This window comes from Streptomyces sp. NPDC001530 (assembly GCF_042894545.1).
Classification (GTDB): domain Bacteria; phylum Actinomycetota; class Actinomycetes; order Streptomycetales; family Streptomycetaceae; genus Streptomyces.
Window position 1 is genome coordinate 161,605 of sequence record NZ_JBIAVS010000021.1, and the last position, 16,307, is coordinate 177,911.

Consider the following 16,307-nt stretch of genomic DNA (forward strand, 5'->3'; position numbering starts at 1 on the left):
GTTTCATTCGGGGCTCACGTCGAGCGCGTGCCCCACCAGTGCGAGCAGGGTCTCGACCACCGAGATCCGGCGCCTGGCGTCCATGATCATGACAGGTATGTGTGCGGGCACGGTGAGGGCCTCGCGCACGTCCTCGGGCTCGAACCGCTCGCTGCCGTCGAAGTGGTTGACGGCGACGACGTAAGGCAGTCCGCAGCTCTCGAAGTAGTCGAGCGCCGGGAAGCAGTCCGACAGGCGGCGGGTGTCGGCGAGGACCACCGCGCCGATCGCGCCGCGCACCAGGTCGTCCCACATGAACCAGAACCGCTGCTGGCCCGGCGTGCCGAACAGGTAGAGCACCAGGTCGTCGTCGAGCGTGATGCGGCCGAAGTCCATGGCCACGGTGGTGGTCAGCTTGTCCGGCGTGCCGGTGAGGTCGTCGGTGTCCTCGCTGGCCTGGGTCATCAGCGCCTCCGTCTGGAGGGGCGTGATCTCGGAAACCGCGGTGACCAGCGTGGTCTTGCCGACGCCGAAGCCGCCCGCCACCACGATCTTCGTGGCTATCGGGGCACGGGTGCGGTCCGTCTGCCAGGCCTGCAGGTTCTCCTCTTCGTCGAGGAGGGGGACGACGCCCGGGGCGGCGTCAGAGACGACGGAGTCCACTCAGCACCCTTTCCAGCAGAGCGCGGTCCGGCTGTCCCGGGCCGTGACCTGTTCCGTACACACGGATTCTTCCCTGGTCCGCCAGGTCGCTCAGGAGCACCCGGACCACGCCGAGCGGCATCCTGAGCAGCGCGGCGATCTCGGCCACCGTGCGCATCCGGCGGCAGAGTTCGACGATGGCCCGCATCTCGGGCATCACCCGGTTCGTGAGCGAACCGTTGGTCAGCTCCTTGCGCTCCTCGGGGGCTTCGAGCGCCGCCACGAACGTCTCCACGAGGAGGACGTGGCCGAAGCGGGTGCGGCCGCCGGTGAGCGAGTAGGGGCGTACGCGGGCGGGCTTGCGGTCGCCGCCGCGGACGGGGAGCTTCTGGGCCTTGTCAGACGCGCTGCTCATCGGGCACTCCCCGTCGACTCTGCTTCCAGCGATTTTCGGAGCTCGATGCGGAGTTCGGGGGTCAGCACGTGTCCGGCACGACCGACGAAGAGCGCCATGTGGTACGCCACCACGCTCATGTCGCAGTCCGGGGAACCGTGCACGCCGAGCAGCGAGCCGTCACTGATCGACATGACGAAGACGCTACCCTCGTCCATCGCGACCATCGTCTGCTTGACGCCGCCGCCGTCCATCAGCTTGGCGGCGCCGATGGTGAGGCTGCCGATGCCGGAGACGATGGTGGCGAGGTCGGCGGAGGAGCCCTTGGGGCCCGTGGGCCGGTCCGTGTCGGCCGTCCTCGCCTCCGCGTTCCTGCCGGGGTCGGAGGAGAGCAGCAGCAGGCCGTCGGAGGAGACGACCGCGACCGACAGGAGGCCCGGCACCTCCTCGACGAGATTCGTCAGCAGCCAGTGCAGGTTACGGGCTTCACTGCTCAGGCCGAAGGTACTGGGCGCGGTCAACTGCTTGCCTCCTCGACTGTGCCCCCCGATGCTTCTACGTCCTGTGCGTTGAGCGTCCGTGGCGCGTTCACCTCCGCCGTCTGTTCGGCGATTTCCGCCTCCACGTCGCGGCGGCCTTCCTTCGCGCCCCGGTGGAAGCCGCCGAGCCTGCGGCGCAGGGCATCGGCGTCCACACCGCCCGTGCGCGGCCTCGGGGCCGGCGCGGGCGCGGAGATCTTCGGCGTCCGCTTGGGCAGGCCCTTGTCGGTGAGCCGCGGGGGCTCGTCCGGAACGCGCTGGTCCGGGACGCGCTGGTCCGGGACGCGCTCGTCCGCGGCACGCTCGTGGGTGTCGGGGCCGATGGCGTACGGGTCGGTGGTGGTCTGGGCCGGGAGGACCACTTCCGGGGTGGGCTCGGGAGTGGCCACTTCCGGAGTGGGTTCGGGAGCGGCGGCTTCCGCCCGGGGTTCCGGGACCAGAAGCTCCATCGTGGTCTCGGGGGTCGGCTCCGGTTCGGGCGCCGACTCGAGCGTGGGCTCGGGTTCGGGAGCGGCCGCCTCCGCGAGAGGCTCCGGGGCGTCGTCGCGTACGGCCTGCGCCTCCGCCTCGGCCTCCGCGGAAGGCTCTCGTACGGCGTCTCCCCGCGCGGAGGGCTCCCGTACGGACTCTTCCCCCGCGGAAGCCTCCCGTACGGCCTCTTCCGCCGCCGCGATCAGCGGGTCCTCGTCCGCCGCGCCCGCGGGCTCCGCCGCCGTCAGGGCCGAACGGCCGTGCAGGACATTGGAGTTGGCCTCGGCGTCGGCGCCGGGCAGCGACACCGAGAGTGCGCCGCCGACGTGCCGGGTGGCCGTGGGGACGGTGTCCGCGGGCGCGGCGGCGAGCAGCGCCTTCGGGAGGACGACCACGGCGGCGACGCCACCCTGCTTCTGCTCGCGCAGCTGCGCGCGCACGCCGTGCCGGTGGGCGAGCCGGGCCACCACGTACAGGCCGAGCCCGAGGCCCTCGCCGCCCTCCAGGTCGTACGCGTCCTCCGGATCGAAGTCCGCGAGGCGGGAGTTGAGCTGGCTCATCCGCTCGGCGGTCATGCCGATGCCCTCGTCCTGCACGGAGAGCATCACCTCGCCGCTCTCCAGGAGCCAGCCGGAGACCTCGACGGAGAGGTCCGGCGGCGAGAACGACGTGGCGTTCTCCAGCAGTTCGGCCACGAGGTGACTGATGTCGTCGGCGGCGAACCCGGCGAGGTGCGCGTGCGGCGGCAGCGCGGCGATGCGGACCCGCTCGTACCGCTCGATCTCACTGACCGCGGCCCGTACGACGTCGACGAGCGGGACGGGACCCGCGTGGTGCTGGATGTGCTCGGCACCCGCGAGGACGAGCAGGTTCTCGCTGTGGCGCCGCATGACGGTGGCGAAGTGGTCGAGCCTGAAGAGGGTGGCGAGGCGGTCCGGGTCGTGTTCCCGCTCCTCCAGGCCTTCGATGACGCCGAGTTGGCGCTCGACGAGGCCGAGGGTGCGCAGCGCGAGGTTGACGAACGTGCCGTGGATGGTGCCGCGCACCTGCTCCAAGTGGGCGGCGGCCTCGGCGAGTTCACCGCGGAGCTTGTCGCGCTCGTCAGCCATGAGCTGGCGCTGCCCGATGAGGTGCTTGCGGTCGCCTTCCAGGGTCGCGAGCCGCTCGTGGAGCGCGGCGGCGTGCGCGTGCAGCGCGTTGACGGAGCGGACGACCTGGGCGAACTCGTCGTTGCGGCCGGTGAACTTGACCGGTTCCTGGGCGCCCGGATCGGCGGCCAGCCTGGCCGAGCCGATCCGCAGCACGGCCAGCGGGCGGGTGAGGCTGCGGGCCATGGCCATCGAGACGCCGACCGCGACGAGCAGCAGCGTGCCGATGAGGGCGATCCGGATCTCCAGCGCGGTGACATCCTCGTCACGCAGCTGTGCGAGGTCCTTGGTGCGGTGGTCGTTGAGGGAGGCCTCGGCGCCGCGCATCAGCTCGATACGGGCCGACAGGGCCGCGTCCAGCTTCTTGGTGCTGGTGTCGAGTTCGGCGCCGGAGAGCGTCGGCTGGTCGGTCAGGCGCGCGAGGTAGGAGTCGGCGGAGGTGACGTCGGGCCCGGTGACCGTGGAGTCGTACGAGGCCTTGGCGGCCTTGGGGGCGACCTCGCGGAAGTCGGCGAGGGCCGCGTCCGAGCGGAGCCGGGCCTGCTGGGCGGCGGCGCTCAGCGCGTCCCGCTGCTTGGTGTCGGCGGCCGACGAGGTGCTGGTGGTATCCGGCAGGCCGGTGATCGGGTCGATCGTGGTCTGGGTGGTGCGCGGGATGTTGAGGGCGGCCAGGAGCAGTCCGCGGGCGGCGGCGGACTGCTGGACGGCGGAGTCCAGCTCGGCGAGGGCGTGTGCGCCGGAGCCCGCGCGGGGCGGCAGCTGGTCGGCCAGGTCCTCGGCGAGGGCGTGCAGTTCGGTGATGGCGGCGGAGTACGCCTGATGCGCTTCGAGAGCGGTGCTCTTTCCGGTGAGCGCCGCTCTGCGCAGGGAGGCGATGGAGTCGAGGTCCTTCAGCAGCGGGGCGGGGGCGTCCTCGTCCGCCCGCAACTCCTCGACCTGCCGGTCGACGCGGGCGCCGCGCTGCTCGGAGGGGGCCTTGGCCTTCGGCCGTCCCGCGGCGATGTACGAGGTGACTTCGTCCCGCTCGTCGGCCAGCGAGTGCGCGAGGGTCAGCGCCTGCTGGGTGCGCTCCGCGAGCGTCACCAGGTTCTGGGAGTCGTTGAGTTGCCCCGAGGCGGCCATCACCGTGGGGGCTCCGGCGCCGGCGATGGCGGCCGCGACGACGGCCACGGCGACGATCAGCCGGTTGCGTACGTGGGCGGGGCGGCCCCTGCCCGCGGAGTCGGCGGCGTCGCCGGTGGCGCCGCCCCCTGTGGAAGTAGAGGCCGTCTGCTTGCCTGTGCGCCTCGGCCGCGTCTTCTGCACCGGTGCTCGCATTCCTGACTCGTGTACCCAATGGGCCCGGGTGACGTTCCGTCAACTGGCGCGTCCGCCCGGTACGGCTCCCGACCCTCCCAGTGCCGGTGGGCAGTGGTCCCGCATCATCTGACCCGCCACCCGAAGGAGTGAACCCCGGACGGGAGTTGCCGGGCAAGTTCCTCCGGCGTGTGCGACGGCCTTGACCGGCGGGTCGGTTGGACGTCGGCGACGCGCTTTGGCAGTATTCGCCGCCACGCTTCACCGGAGCCGATCATTCCATCCCAAACCCGGCGGTTGAGCTGCGCGTCCGCACCGGTTCGGCGACCGATGACAGCCTTTCGTGGACCTTGTGAAGGGCTCGTGCAGACTGGCTGGATGCGCACCGAACTCGTCTCAGAGCCCGGCGACCCGGACCGCCCCAATGAGGACTTCGCATCGGTCGGACTTCCGGCCTCAGGACAGGGGGGTTCACTGGTCGTCCTGGACGGCGTGACACCCCCTCAGGGCGACTACGGCTGTGTGCATTCGGTCGCCTGGTTCTCCGCGCGCCTCGGCGGATCCCTGACCGAACTGTCCGTTTCGCTCAGGGATTTGACCCTGTCGGAGATCCTGTCCCGGGCCATTCGCCGGGTGGCCGACGCCCACGCCGACACCTGTGACCTTTCTCACCCGCGCACACCCCAGGCAACCGTGGTTCTCGCCCGCTGGTCCGCCGCCGAGGTCGAGTACCTGGTCCTCTCGGACTCGGCCCTGCTGGTGGAGTCCCCCATCGGCGAGGTGACGGCGCTGCTGGACGACCGCCTCTCCCGCCTCCCCCGCACCTCCCTCGCCACGGACGCCGTCGCCGACACGACCGTCCGCAACAAGGAGGGCGGCTTCTTCACGGCCGCGGCGGACCCCTCGGTGGCCTCCCGCGCGGTGACGGGCACGCTGCCGCGTACGTCCGTCCGCACCCTGACCGCCCTCACGGACGGCGCCACCCGCTGGGTGGAGAAGTTCCACGAGGGCGACTGGACCGCCCTGTTCACCCTCGTACGGAAGGAGGGCGCACAGGCGCTCGTCGACCGCGTACGGGCGCTGGAGGCCGCGGACGCGCAGGAGCGGGTGCATCTGCGACGGAGCAAGACGCATGACGATGCGACGGTGGTGTACGTGGAGCTGTGAGCCGGTGAGCCCGGCCCGGGACCCGGGAAGCGCAAGCCGGACCGGGACCGGCGGAGAGTGAGCCGGCCCGGGACCCGCGAAGAGTGAGTGAGCCGGCCCGGGACCCGCGAAGAGTGAGCCGGCCCGGCGGCTACCGCTGCTGTTCCATCCCGACGTTCAGCTGGTGCAGCAGCCGAGCCAGTTCCGCGACCTCGCGGGGATCCCAGCCCGCGAGCTGTCGGACGTAACGGGCGCGTCGGGCCTCGCGGACCTTGCGGAAGCGGACCCGGCCCTCCTCCGTGAGGTGGACGAGCCAGGCGCGGCCGTCGGCGGGGTCGGGCTCGCGGGCGACCAGGCCGAGGTCTTCGAGGGCGCGCAGCTGGCGGGACATGGTGGCCTTGCCGACGCCGATGTAGGCGGCGAGTTCCGTGGCACGCTGACGGCCGCACTCGTCCAGCCGCACCAGGAGTCCGTACGCGGAGGACTCCAGGTCGGGATGGACCTCGCGGGCCATCTCCCCGGAGGAGGCGCGGGCGCGCCGCAGGAACACGGTCAACTCACGTTCCAGCGCGGGGAATTCCTGGTCCACACCACTTCCCGACGCCGCGGATTCGACACGCTGCCCGCCGCCGTTTCCGTTGTCGTGCACGTCAGCACCCCTGACCCGGTTTCCCGATCCTGAAAGTTTCCGCCGAAATCCGCCATTGCCGCAGCTCCGCCAGTATTTCGCAGGCGTAGACCAACGGCAGCCTCCGGGCCCCCTTCCCACGCCGTCTTCTCCGTGCGTAGCTTCTTTACCAGGCAATTACTGGCATGCCCACGCCATTCCACAAGTCGACGAGGACTTGCCCCCCACCTGACCGTGCGCGTGCCATCAGCGCTCCCCAGCATTCCCCCCACCGAGCACCACCGTGCACCACCGATCTCTTCGGAGGCACGACATGCCCGTGCACAGACACAGACCCCACGGACTCGCAACGGCCCACCGCCTGCGCCCGCTCGCAGTGGGAATCCTGCTCACCGCCTTCTCCCTGCTGTTCGCCCTCCCCTCCTCCGCCTCCCCCAAGCTCTCGGCTTCGCTCGAGCAGGGAGGTACCCCCGCCACTCCCGCCCGGGGCTCCGCCTCCATGGGCATGGGTGTCGTCGCGCACGACGGGCAGGACGGTACGCCGAGCAGCGGTGACGCCACGCAGACGGAAGGCGTGGACGTCTCCGGCCACCAGGGCAACGTCGCCTGGTCGACCCTGTGGAGCAGCGGGGTCAAGTGGGCGTACACCAAGGCGACCGAGGGCACGTACTACACGAACCCGTACTTCGCCCAGCAGTACAACGGCTCGTACAACGTCGGCATGATCCGCGGCGCGTACCACTTCGCCACCCCCGACACGACGTCCGGCGCCACCCAGGCGAACTACTTCGTCGACCACGGCGGCGGCTGGTCGAAGGACGGCAAGACGCTGCCCGGCGCGCTCGACATCGAGTGGAACCCGTACGGGGCCGCCTGCTACGGCAAGACGCAGAGCGGCATGGTCAGCTGGATCAGTAGCTTCCTCACCCAGTACAAGGCGCGCACCGGGCGCGACGCGGTGATCTACACGGCCACCAGCTGGTGGACCCAGTGCACCGGCAACTACGGCGGCTTCGCCTCCGCCAATCCTCTGTGGATCGCGCGGTACGCCTCCGACGTGGGCACGCTGCCGGCCGGCTGGTCCTACTACACCGCCTGGCAGTACACGTCGTCGGGACCTACGGTCGGGGACCACGACAAGTTCAACGGGGCGCTCGACCGGGTGCAGGCGCTGGCCAACGGTTAGTGCCCGCCCGCCCAGCTCCTTCCTCTGTGGCACGCGACATCGCGTGCCACAGAGGTCGGATCACGGAGCGGTCGGCTGGGTGGCGTCTCCCGGGCGCGGAGCCGGCAGCGGCGGGGCGCCGCCCGGCGCCGTCAGCTGCCGGGCGGGCAGATACGGGCGGGCGTGCTGCGCGCAGAGCCACAGGGCGTCGCCCTCCGGGGTCACGACCTTGTTCAGGTCTCCCCAGCGCCGGTCCGGAGTGTGCCGACCTGCCCTCCCGTCAGTCCCTCGTTTCCCGATGTGCGAGGACAAGTTCGATCCCCCCGTTCGGCCCCACCCCCCAAACACGGGACGGCCCCCGCCCCGGAGCCTCAACTCCGTTGCGGGGGCCGCCCGTTACCGGTGAGCGTCCCTCACGCCGCCACCGGCATCTTCGGGCTCGCTCCGTTCGTCGCCGGGGCGAGCGCCAGCTCCAGGACCTGGCGGACGTCCGTGACGGCGTGGACGTCGAGCTTCTCCAGGACCTCGGCCGGGACGTCGTCCAGGTCGGGCTCGTTGCGCTTCGGGATGATCACGGTCGTGACCCCGGCCCGGTGCGCGGCCAGCAGCTTCTGCTTGACCCCGCCGATGGGCAGGACGCGCCCGGTCAGGGACACCTCGCCGGTCATCGCCACGTCCGTACGGACCAGACGGCCGGACAGGAGCGAGGCCAGCGCCGTCGTCATCGTGACGCCCGCGCTCGGACCGTCCTTCGGGACCGCACCCGCAGGGAAGTGGATGTGCACGCCCCGGTCCTTCAGGTCGCCGACCGGCAGTTCGAGCTCCGCACCGTGCGACCTGAGGAAGCTCAGCGCGATCTGCGCCGACTCCTTCATCACATCGCCCAGCTGACCCGTCAGGGTCAGACCCGCCGCGCCCGTCTCCGGGTCGGCCAGCGACGCCTCCACGTAGAGCACGTCGCCGCCCGCGCCCGTGACGGCCAGACCGGTGGCCACACCGGGCACCGCCGTACGGCGCTCGGCCGGGTCCTGGGCGGACTCGGGCACGTGGTGCGGCCGGCCGATGAGCCATCGCAGATCGGCGTCGGTCACCGTGAACGGCAGCTCACGCTCGCCCAGTTCATGCTGGGCCGCGACCTTGCGCAGCAGCCGCGCGACGGCCCGTTCCAGGTTGCGTACGCCGGCTTCCCGCGTGTACTCGCCGGCGAGCTTGCGCAGCGCGCTCTCGTCCAGCGTGACCTCGTCCGTCTGCAGACCGGCCCGCTCCAGCTGGCGCGGCAGCAGGTGGTCCCGGGCGATGACGACCTTCTCGTCCTCGGTGTAGCCGTCGAGGCGGACCAGCTCCATACGGTCGAGCAGGGCCTCCGGGATGGCCTCCAGGACGTTCGCCGTCGCGAGGAACACGACGTCGCTCAGGTCGAGCTCGACCTCCAGGTAGTGGTCCCGGAAGGTGTGGTTCTGCGCCGGGTCGAGGACTTCGAGCAGCGCCGCGGCCGGGTCACCGCGGAAGTCGGAGCCCACCTTGTCGATCTCGTCGAGCAGGACCACCGGGTTCATGGACCCGGCCTCCTTGATGGCGCGGACGATACGGCCGGGCAGCGCGCCGACGTACGTACGCCGGTGGCCGCGGATCTCTGCCTCGTCCCGTACGCCACCGAGGGCGACGCGCACGAACTTGCGGCCCATGGCGTGCGCGACGGACTCGCCGAGCGAGGTCTTGCCGACACCGGGCGGGCCGACCAGCGCGAGCACGGCACCGCCGCGCCGCCCGCCGACCACGCCGAGCCCGCGCTCGGAGCGCCGCTTGCGCACCGCGAGGTACTCGGTGATCCGCTCCTTCACGTCCTCCAGGCCCGCGTGCTCGGCGTCGAGGATCGCCTTGGCGCCCTGGATGTCGTACTCGTCCTCGGTCCGCTCGTTCCACGGCAGTTCGAGCACGGTGTCGAGCCAGGTGCGGATCCAGCTGCCCTCGGGCGACTGGTCGCTGGACCGCTCCAGCTTGTCGACCTCCTTGAGGGCGGCCTCCCGGACCTTCTCGGGGAGGTCGGCGGCCTCGACGCGGGCCCGGTAGTCGTCGGACTCCTCGGCGTCCGAGGACTCGCCGTTGAGCTCGCGCAACTCCTTGCGCACGGCTTCGAGCTGGCGTCGCAGCAGGAACTCGCGCTGCTGCTTGTCCACGCCTTCCTGTACGTCCTTGGCGATGGACTCGGCGACATCCTGCTCGGCGAGGTGCTCGCGGAGCTGCTCGGTGGCGAGCTTCAGGCGGGCCACCGGGTCGGCGGTCTCCAGCAGCTCCACCTTCTGTTCGATGGACAGGAACGGGGAGTAACCGGAATTGTCGGCAAGGGCGGAAACGTCATCGATCTGCGCCACGCGGTCCACGACCTGCCAGGCGCCACGCTTGCGCAGCCAGCTGGTGGCCAGGGCCTTGTACTCCTTGACCAGGTCGGCGACCCGGCCGGGCAGCGGGTCCGGCAGGGTCTCGTCGACCCGGGTGCCCTCCACCCACAGGGCGGCACCGGGACCGGTCGTCCCCGCGCCGACCTTCACACGCCCACGCCCGCGGATCAGCGCGCCCGGGTCGCCGTCGGCCAGGCGGCCGACCTGCTCGACGGTGCCGAGCACACCCGTGCCCGCGTACGTCCCGTCGATGCGGGGCACCAGCAGCACCTGCGGCTTGCCCGGCGTCGAACGGGCGGCGGCCTGGGCGGCCTCCACCGCCGCGCGCACATCGGTGTCGTTCAGGTCCAGCGGCACCACCATTCCGGGCAGCACGACCTCGTCGTCGAGCGGCAGCACGGGCAGAGTGAGCGGTGTGGACGTCCTGGAGTCGGCAGCCATGATCTTCCTCTCGACAAGCAAGCAAGTTGAGCTACACCGACTCAATGCATGTGAGCCTCTGGATGTTCCCCGGGGGGCGTTCGCTCTGAGCGATCGACTCGTGACGGTCACTTGGCGGCTACCGCGTCCGCCGGGCAGGAGGGGGCGGACCCCGGGGATGACCCCGGGAGGGATGAACGTCTTGCCCCACCCGGGCGTCACAGTTGGCGTCACACTGCGGCGGTCGGTGCTCACCCCACCGTCTGTTACTGCCTCGCTCCACCGTCTGTTACTGCCTTGGGGGGCATCATGCGGTCCGTCACACTGCTCGCGATTCTCGGCCTGTCCGCCGTGGGAGTCGCCGGAGTCACCGGATGCGGCAGCGAATCGGCGTCCGGAGGGGGCGGCGAGGTCCGCGACCGAGGCCATTCCGCCGACCCTAAGCGCGCTCGTCAGGTCGCCGAGGCCTGGGAGGGATCGGAGGCGGCGCGGGTGTGGCAGAAGGGGTTCCACCCCCTGGGCGACACGGTTCAGTTGCCCGAGGGGGCGTTTCACGACGAGGACGACAAGCACGCGTACCTGACCCAGAACTTCGAGCTGCGCGGATCTCTTCCCGACGCGCCGAAGAAGGGCGGAGAGGTCCGGTGGCGGGGCGGTGACTCGCTCGCCCTCCCGGTCACCTCGGCGCGGGCGGCGTACGAGACGCTCGCCCGGGGCGCGAACCCCGGCCCCTCCCTCACCGTGACGGGGGCCCGGCTCAGCACCATGACCCTGTTGACCAGCCGGGGTCCGGCAACGGTTCCCGCCTGGCATTTCACCGTCAAGGGGTACGACACCCCGCTCAAGCGCGTCGCGGTCGTCCCCTCGAAGGCGCCCCGGTCGCCGGTCACGTCCGTACCGGCGGGCGAGGACGGGCTGTGGCCGCTCGCGGGGCCGGCCACGGTGGCGGCGGACGGCCGGAGCGTCACCGTGCGGGCCGAGCACGGATCGTGCGACGACGGCCCCGCCGTCGACGCGCTGGAGACCGGCGGGAGCGTGGTCTTCTCCGCCTCGATCCGCGGCGGCTCCGACGGGCCGTGCACCTCGGACCTGCGCTTCGAGAACGTGACGGTGAAGCTGGACCGGCCGGTCGGCGACCGCATGCTCCTCGACGCGAGCACGGGCCGCCCCGTGCCCTGCACCCGTCTCAACTCCAGCTCATCGAACAGGGGTTGAGGTAGGGCAGGTCAGGCCGGATCAGTTCGAGGCAGCGGCTGTTCGGTCCAGATGATCTTTCCGGTGCTGGTGTAGCGGGTGCCCCAGCGGTCTGTCAGCTGGGCGACGAGGAAGAGCCCGCGTCCGCCCTCGTCCTCGGTCCTGGCTCGGCGCAGCCGGGGCGAGGTGCTGCTGCCGTCGGACACCTCGCAGATCAGCGCCCGGTCACGGAGCAGCCGCAGCTGGACGGGCCCGGTCGCGTGCCGGATGGCGTTGGTGACCAGTTCGCTGGCGACCAACTCGGTGGTGAAGGCCAGCTCGTCCAAGTCCCATGCGGACAGTTGCCGGGTGACCGCGGCGCGGGCGCGTGTGACGACCGCCGGGTCGCTGGGCAGCTCCCACTGCGCGACCCGCTCCGGGCCGAGGGCGCGCGTACGGGCGACGAGCAGGGCGACGTCGTCCCTCGGGCAGTCCGGGAGCAGGGCGTCGAGCACCGCCTCGCACGTCTCCTCAGGCGGTCGGCCGGCCGAGGCAAGGACGCCGCGGAGCCGTTCGAACCCGTCGTCGATGTCGCTGAGCCGGTCCTCGATCAGACCGTCGGTGTAGAGCACCAGCTGGCTGCCTTCCGGGAGCTCCGTCTCGACGGTCTCGAACGGCATGCCGCCGACACCGAGCGGCGGTCCCAAGGGCAGATCGACGAACTCCGCGGTGCCGTCGGGGCGGACGATCGCGGGCTGCGGGTGCCCTGCACGGGTGAGGGTGCAGCGCCTGGACACCGGGTCGTAGACGGCGTACAGACAGGTGGCGCCGACGGCCCCGGCGTCGAGGTCGGCGTTGTCGTCCTCCGCCCAGCCCTCGCCCCGGTAGAGCCGCCCGACCAGGTCGTCGAGGTGGGTGAGGAGGTCTTCGGGGGGCAGGTCGAGGGAGCAGAAGTTGTGCACGGCGGTACGCAGCCGGCCCATCGTGGCGGCGGCGTGCAGACCGTGGCCGACCACGTCGCCGACCACCAGCGCCACCCGGGCGCCCGACAGGGGGATGACGTCGAACCAGTCGCCGCCCACCCCCGCGTGCGCGGGCAGATAGCGGTACGCGACGTCGACGGCGTTCTGCTCGGGCCGACCGCGGGGCAGCAGGCTGCGCTGCAGGGCGAGGGCGGTGTTGTGCTCGCGCGTGAACAGGCGGGCGTTGTCGACGCAGACCGCCGCACGCCCTGCCAGTTCCTGGGTCAGGGAGACGTCGTCGTCCTCGAACGGGGCCAGCTTCTCGGAGCGGTAGAAGCTCACCACGCCGAGGGTCACCCCGCGGGCCCGCAGCGGCACCGCGATCAGCGAGTGGATCCCCGCCGCGAGGGCCCCCTCGGCGCCCGCCGGATCCTGGGCGATCCAGCCACCGGCCTCGGCGAGCACCGGCTCGAGCACGGGCCGCCCGCTCTCCAGGCAGCGGGCCTGCGGTGTGGCCGGGATGTACCGGACGGGGTGCCCGACTCCGTACCAGTACGGTCCCTCACGGACAGCACCGAGCGCGACCCTGCGCAGGGCGGTCCCGGCGCCGGCCGACCCCGGCTCGTCGCCGCGCAGGACCCAGTCCGGCAGATCCACGGCGACGAAGTCGGCGAACCGGGGAACGGAGACCTCCGCGAGTTCCTCGGCCGTGCGGGTCACGTCCAGAGTGGTGCCGATGCTGAGGCCGGCGTCGTGCAGCAGCTCCAGCCGCCGACGGGCCAGGACGGCGAGCTGCCCGACGCCGGGCTCGCCGACGAGCAGCCAGCCGTCGGCGCCGGCTCGCTCGGCCTCGGCCTCGGTCTCGATCTCAGTCTCGGTCTCGGCCTCGGTCTCGGCCTCGGTCTCGGCTCCCGCCTCGGTCCCGTCCTTGGACGGCATTGGAGCCGCGACGGCCTCCACGGTGGTCGTACCGGCGGCGGGCAGGACGGCAGTGGCCGCCTCGGCTGTGGCGCCCTTGACGGGCGCGGTGGGCACACCGGCCAGGGGCACAGCGGCCGCCGCGGAGGCCGCAGCCGCCGTGGCGATCGCGGCGGGTTCCGGCAGTGTGTCCGGCGTGACCTGCGTGGTCTGCGTGGCCGTCGTCGTCGGCGTGACCGTCGGCGTCGACGTCGGCGTGGGCTGCACGATGTGTCGCAGTCGCGGGCTGCCGAGGATGCGGGCCTCGACGACCACGCCCACCTCCCCCGTCGCGCCGATGACCCGACGACGCAGCAGCGTGGCCACGCGGCCTCCGGACAGCGTCACCTGGTCGAGCCTCCGGTGCGGTGAGGCGATGAGTTCTTCGGCCTTCTCCCGCAGGACGGCCCTGTCGACACGGTCGATGCGATGGCCGTTTCCCCCGTCGCGGGAACCGGCCTGCGGCTGCCGTTCCTCGGACAGGTTCGCGCGGTGGGCCCGCCGGTAGGCGGCGAGCAGTGCCCGCTCCCGCTGCGTGCCCTGTTCCAGGAGCCGCGTCTCGATCTCCCCGACGGCCTCACGGACCAGGTTCAGCATGGCGGGGTCGGCGTCGCGGCGCAGGCAGGTGAGGTCGACGATGCCCTCGATGCGCCCGCTGAAGGGATCCCGCACGGGCGCGCCGGCACAGGCGAAGGGCTGCATGCAGTCGGCGAAGTGTTCGCGGCCGAAGACCAGGCAGGGACGCCGCTCGGCCAGCGCGGTGCCGATGCCGTTGGTGCCCGCGATCTGTTCGGCGAAGCCGAATCCGGGGGCGAACTGCACCGCGTCGAGACGCGCGTTCAGCGCCGGGTCCGCGCCGCCCCGCTGGATCACCCGGGCCTTGGCGTCGGCGAGCACGACGGTCACGTTCGCGTCGGAGAGCGCCGACGTCAGGCGGTCGAGCACCGGGTTGGCGGCCTTGAGGAACCGGTCCTCCAGGCCCAGGTCCTCGGCGTAGGGGACCAGGAGCCGGTTCGGCGCAAGGCCCGCGGACCGGCAGCGCTTCCACGAGTCGAGAATCGAGTCCCTGACCTCCGGCCCGACACGGGCTCCAGCGAGAAAGCGCTCGTAGGCACCGACAAGCCCGCCGATGTCGTCCGATGCGACGGGCATCTGGACCACTTCCTTCCCCGAAGGCGTTCCCGTCGCTCACCGACGTCCGGCTTGTCGGCTGGGAATTCCTTCAGGAATTTCACGCTAACACTCCGCGACACATGGTGACGCAATTCACAAAAACTACGGTCCGTACTCTTCCGCCGCACCTCGCCCGGAGCCCTCTCCCCCGCGAACGCCACAGCTTCGCAAGGGCACCGCGACACCACCGCGACGGCATTCACAGGCAACGCCCGCACACTGCAAGCTCATTCACAGCCGGCGGGGCCGTACGACGGGGGCGAACAGGAACATGGGGGACGAAATGAGCGAGGAGCGGCGGGGGCGGCCTGGGCGACGCGGGGTGATCGCCGGGGCCGGGGCGGTGGTGGCGGCGGGGGTCGGCGCGGTGGCCGTACGGGCGGCGACGGGTGGGCAGGGGGACGGAGCCGACGGCAAGGCGCCGGTGGCGCGCACCGCCGCGCCCGTCGTCAGCCGGGCCCCCGCCACCCCGCCCGAGGCATCACCACGTGCCCGGCGCTCCGACCACCGGCCCAACATCCTGGTCGTCGTCACCGACGACCAGCCCAAGGAAACCGAGTGGGCGACCCCGGGGACCCTCGACTGGCTCGGCGAACACGGCGTGACCTTCGAGCGGGCGCACGCCACCACTCCGCTCTGCGCGCCCTCCCGGGCCTCGATCATGTCGGGCCGGTACGCCCACCACCACGACGTCCTCGACACCCGCCACCCGGAGCGCCTCGACCAGAACACCACCGTGCAGCGGCAGTTGCGCGAGGCCGGCTACCGCACGGGGATGTTCGGGAAGTACCTCAACTACTGGCGTACGGGCGTCAATCCGCCGCACTTCGACGAGTGGCTGCTGCAGGAGCCGGTCCGGTACTACAACGGCCACTACAACGACAACGGGACCGTCCGGAACATCCCCGACTACAACACCACCGTCATCAAGAACCGGACCCTCGCCTTCATGGAGCGCTCCCGGGGCGACGAGCGCCCCTGGTTCGCGTACGTCGCCACGCGCGCGGCACACGAGCTGAACGTCCCGGAGAAGAAGTACGCGGGGACCCGGGTCCCGGAGTGGGACGGGCGGCCGTCCGTCTTCGAGAGCGACAAGGCCGACAAGCCGCCGTTCCTGCGCGCGGGCGCGGCGCACCATTCGCTCGCCGACGGACAGGCCCTGCGGGCGCGGCAGCTGCGTACGCTGCTGTCGGTCGACGACGCGATGCGGGACTTCCGCGACAAGCTGCGCGCGCTGGGGCAGCTCGACAACACGCTGGTGCTGTTCACGAGCGACCACGGCCTCCTCTGGGGCGACCACGGCTGGCTGCGCAAGTCGGTGCCGTACCGGCCGAGTCTGGAGGTGCCGTTCCACCTGTCCTGGCCGGCCGGCGGCCTCGGCACGGCCAGGATCGACGACCGGCTCACCGCGCACATCGACATCGCGCCCACGCTGCTCGACGCGGCCGGGATCGAGCCGGACACCCCGCACGACGGCCACTCGCTGCTCGGCACGCATGACCGTGAGCATCTGCTCGCCGAGTGGTGGTGGAACCGCCAGGACAAGCAGCCGATCCACAGCTGGGCGTCGTACATCGGCAAGACCGAGCAGTACACGGAGTACTACGACCTGCGCCTCGACGAGCAGGGCCGCCTGCCAGGCGGCGCCCATGACACCGCCGTCCTCTTCCGCGAGTACTACGACCTGCGCACCGACCCGTACCAGCTCACCAACCGCCTCCACGGGGCAACCGCCACGCAGGAGCGCCGACTCGGCATCCCGGAACTGGCACGACGCCTCACGAAGGCCCGACGCGCCTGACCGGCCGGTCCGAC

The 16,307-nt window shown here is 71.7% G+C and carries 12 protein-coding genes; 4 read left to right on the forward strand and 8 right to left on the reverse strand.

Going from position 1 to position 16,307, the window contains the following annotated elements; genetic code table 11:
* Positions 1–3 precede the first annotated feature (3 nt).
* The 4 genes from ACFY0T_RS37060 to ACFY0T_RS37075 are packed head-to-tail and all read right to left on the reverse strand — an operon-like array spanning position 4 to position 4,490.
* On the reverse strand, positions 4–642 hold the full coding sequence (locus ACFY0T_RS37060; protein WP_388881035.1) for an ATP/GTP-binding protein: 639 nt from the start codon (positions 640–642) through the stop codon (positions 4–6).
* The gene (locus ACFY0T_RS37065; RefSeq protein ID WP_388881038.1) at positions 623–1,036 is read right to left on the reverse strand and encodes a DUF742 domain-containing protein; all 414 of its coding nucleotides are present in this window, start codon (positions 1,034–1,036) and stop codon (positions 623–625) included. The genes ACFY0T_RS37060 and ACFY0T_RS37065 overlap by 20 nt, the downstream gene beginning before the upstream one ends.
* Entirely contained in the window at positions 1,033–1,536 is a 504-nt protein-coding gene (locus ACFY0T_RS37070; protein ID WP_388881041.1) for a roadblock/LC7 domain-containing protein, read from the reverse strand. The genes ACFY0T_RS37065 and ACFY0T_RS37070 overlap by 4 nt, the downstream gene beginning before the upstream one ends.
* A complete protein-coding gene (locus tag ACFY0T_RS37075; protein WP_388881044.1) occupies positions 1,533–4,490 on the reverse strand; it encodes a nitrate- and nitrite sensing domain-containing protein in 2,958 nt (985 codons plus the stop codon). Before ACFY0T_RS37075 ends, ACFY0T_RS37070 begins: the two co-directional genes overlap by 4 nt.
* A gap of 357 nt (positions 4,491–4,847) precedes the next feature.
* On the opposite strand from ACFY0T_RS37075, the gene ACFY0T_RS37080 reads away from it, so the two are divergent.
* The gene (locus ACFY0T_RS37080) at positions 4,848–5,636 is read left to right on the forward strand and encodes a protein phosphatase 2C domain-containing protein (RefSeq protein ID WP_388881047.1); all 789 of its coding nucleotides are present in this window, start codon (positions 4,848–4,850) and stop codon (positions 5,634–5,636) included.
* 130 nt (positions 5,637–5,766) lie between these two features.
* On the opposite strand, the gene ACFY0T_RS37085 is transcribed toward ACFY0T_RS37080, so the two are convergent.
* Positions 5,767–6,264: a MarR family winged helix-turn-helix transcriptional regulator gene (locus ACFY0T_RS37085; RefSeq protein ID WP_388881049.1), complete on the reverse strand. Its 498-nt coding sequence runs from the start codon at positions 6,262–6,264 to the stop codon at positions 5,767–5,769.
* A 292-nt stretch (positions 6,265–6,556) separates the two neighbouring features.
* On the opposite strand from ACFY0T_RS37085, the gene ACFY0T_RS37090 reads away from it, so the two are divergent.
* Positions 6,557–7,429: a lysozyme gene (locus tag ACFY0T_RS37090; RefSeq protein ID WP_388881052.1), complete on the forward strand. Its 873-nt coding sequence runs from the start codon at positions 6,557–6,559 to the stop codon at positions 7,427–7,429.
* Positions 7,430–7,489: 60 nt separating this feature from the next.
* On the opposite strand, the gene ACFY0T_RS37095 is transcribed toward ACFY0T_RS37090, so the two are convergent.
* Positions 7,490–7,633 carry a hypothetical protein gene (locus tag ACFY0T_RS37095; protein WP_388881055.1) on the reverse strand — a complete coding sequence of 48 codons (144 nt, stop codon included), beginning with the start codon at positions 7,631–7,633 and terminating at the stop codon, positions 7,490–7,492.
* Positions 7,634–7,821: 188 nt separating this feature from the next.
* Positions 7,822–10,248, reverse strand: coding sequence for an endopeptidase La (gene lon, locus ACFY0T_RS37100; protein ID WP_388881058.1), 2,427 nt, complete (start codon positions 10,246–10,248; stop codon positions 7,822–7,824).
* Positions 10,249–10,536: 288 nt separating this feature from the next.
* On the opposite strand from lon, the gene ACFY0T_RS37105 reads away from it, so the two are divergent.
* Positions 10,537–11,442 carry a hypothetical protein gene (locus tag ACFY0T_RS37105; protein ID WP_388881061.1) on the forward strand — a complete coding sequence of 302 codons (906 nt, stop codon included), beginning with the start codon at positions 10,537–10,539 and terminating at the stop codon, positions 11,440–11,442.
* Positions 11,443–11,453: 11 nt separating this feature from the next.
* Here the strand turns inward: ACFY0T_RS37105 and ACFY0T_RS37110 are convergent, their stop codons facing one another.
* On the reverse strand, positions 11,454–14,471 hold the full coding sequence (locus ACFY0T_RS37110) for a SpoIIE family protein phosphatase (protein ID WP_388881064.1): 3,018 nt from the start codon (positions 14,469–14,471) through the stop codon (positions 11,454–11,456).
* Positions 14,472–14,775: 304 nt separating this feature from the next.
* Between ACFY0T_RS37110 and ACFY0T_RS37115 the strand changes: the two genes are divergently transcribed.
* Positions 14,776–16,293 carry a sulfatase gene (locus tag ACFY0T_RS37115; RefSeq protein WP_388881067.1) on the forward strand — a complete coding sequence of 506 codons (1,518 nt, stop codon included), beginning with the start codon at positions 14,776–14,778 and terminating at the stop codon, positions 16,291–16,293.
* The last annotated feature ends 14 nt before the right edge of the window (positions 16,294–16,307 follow it).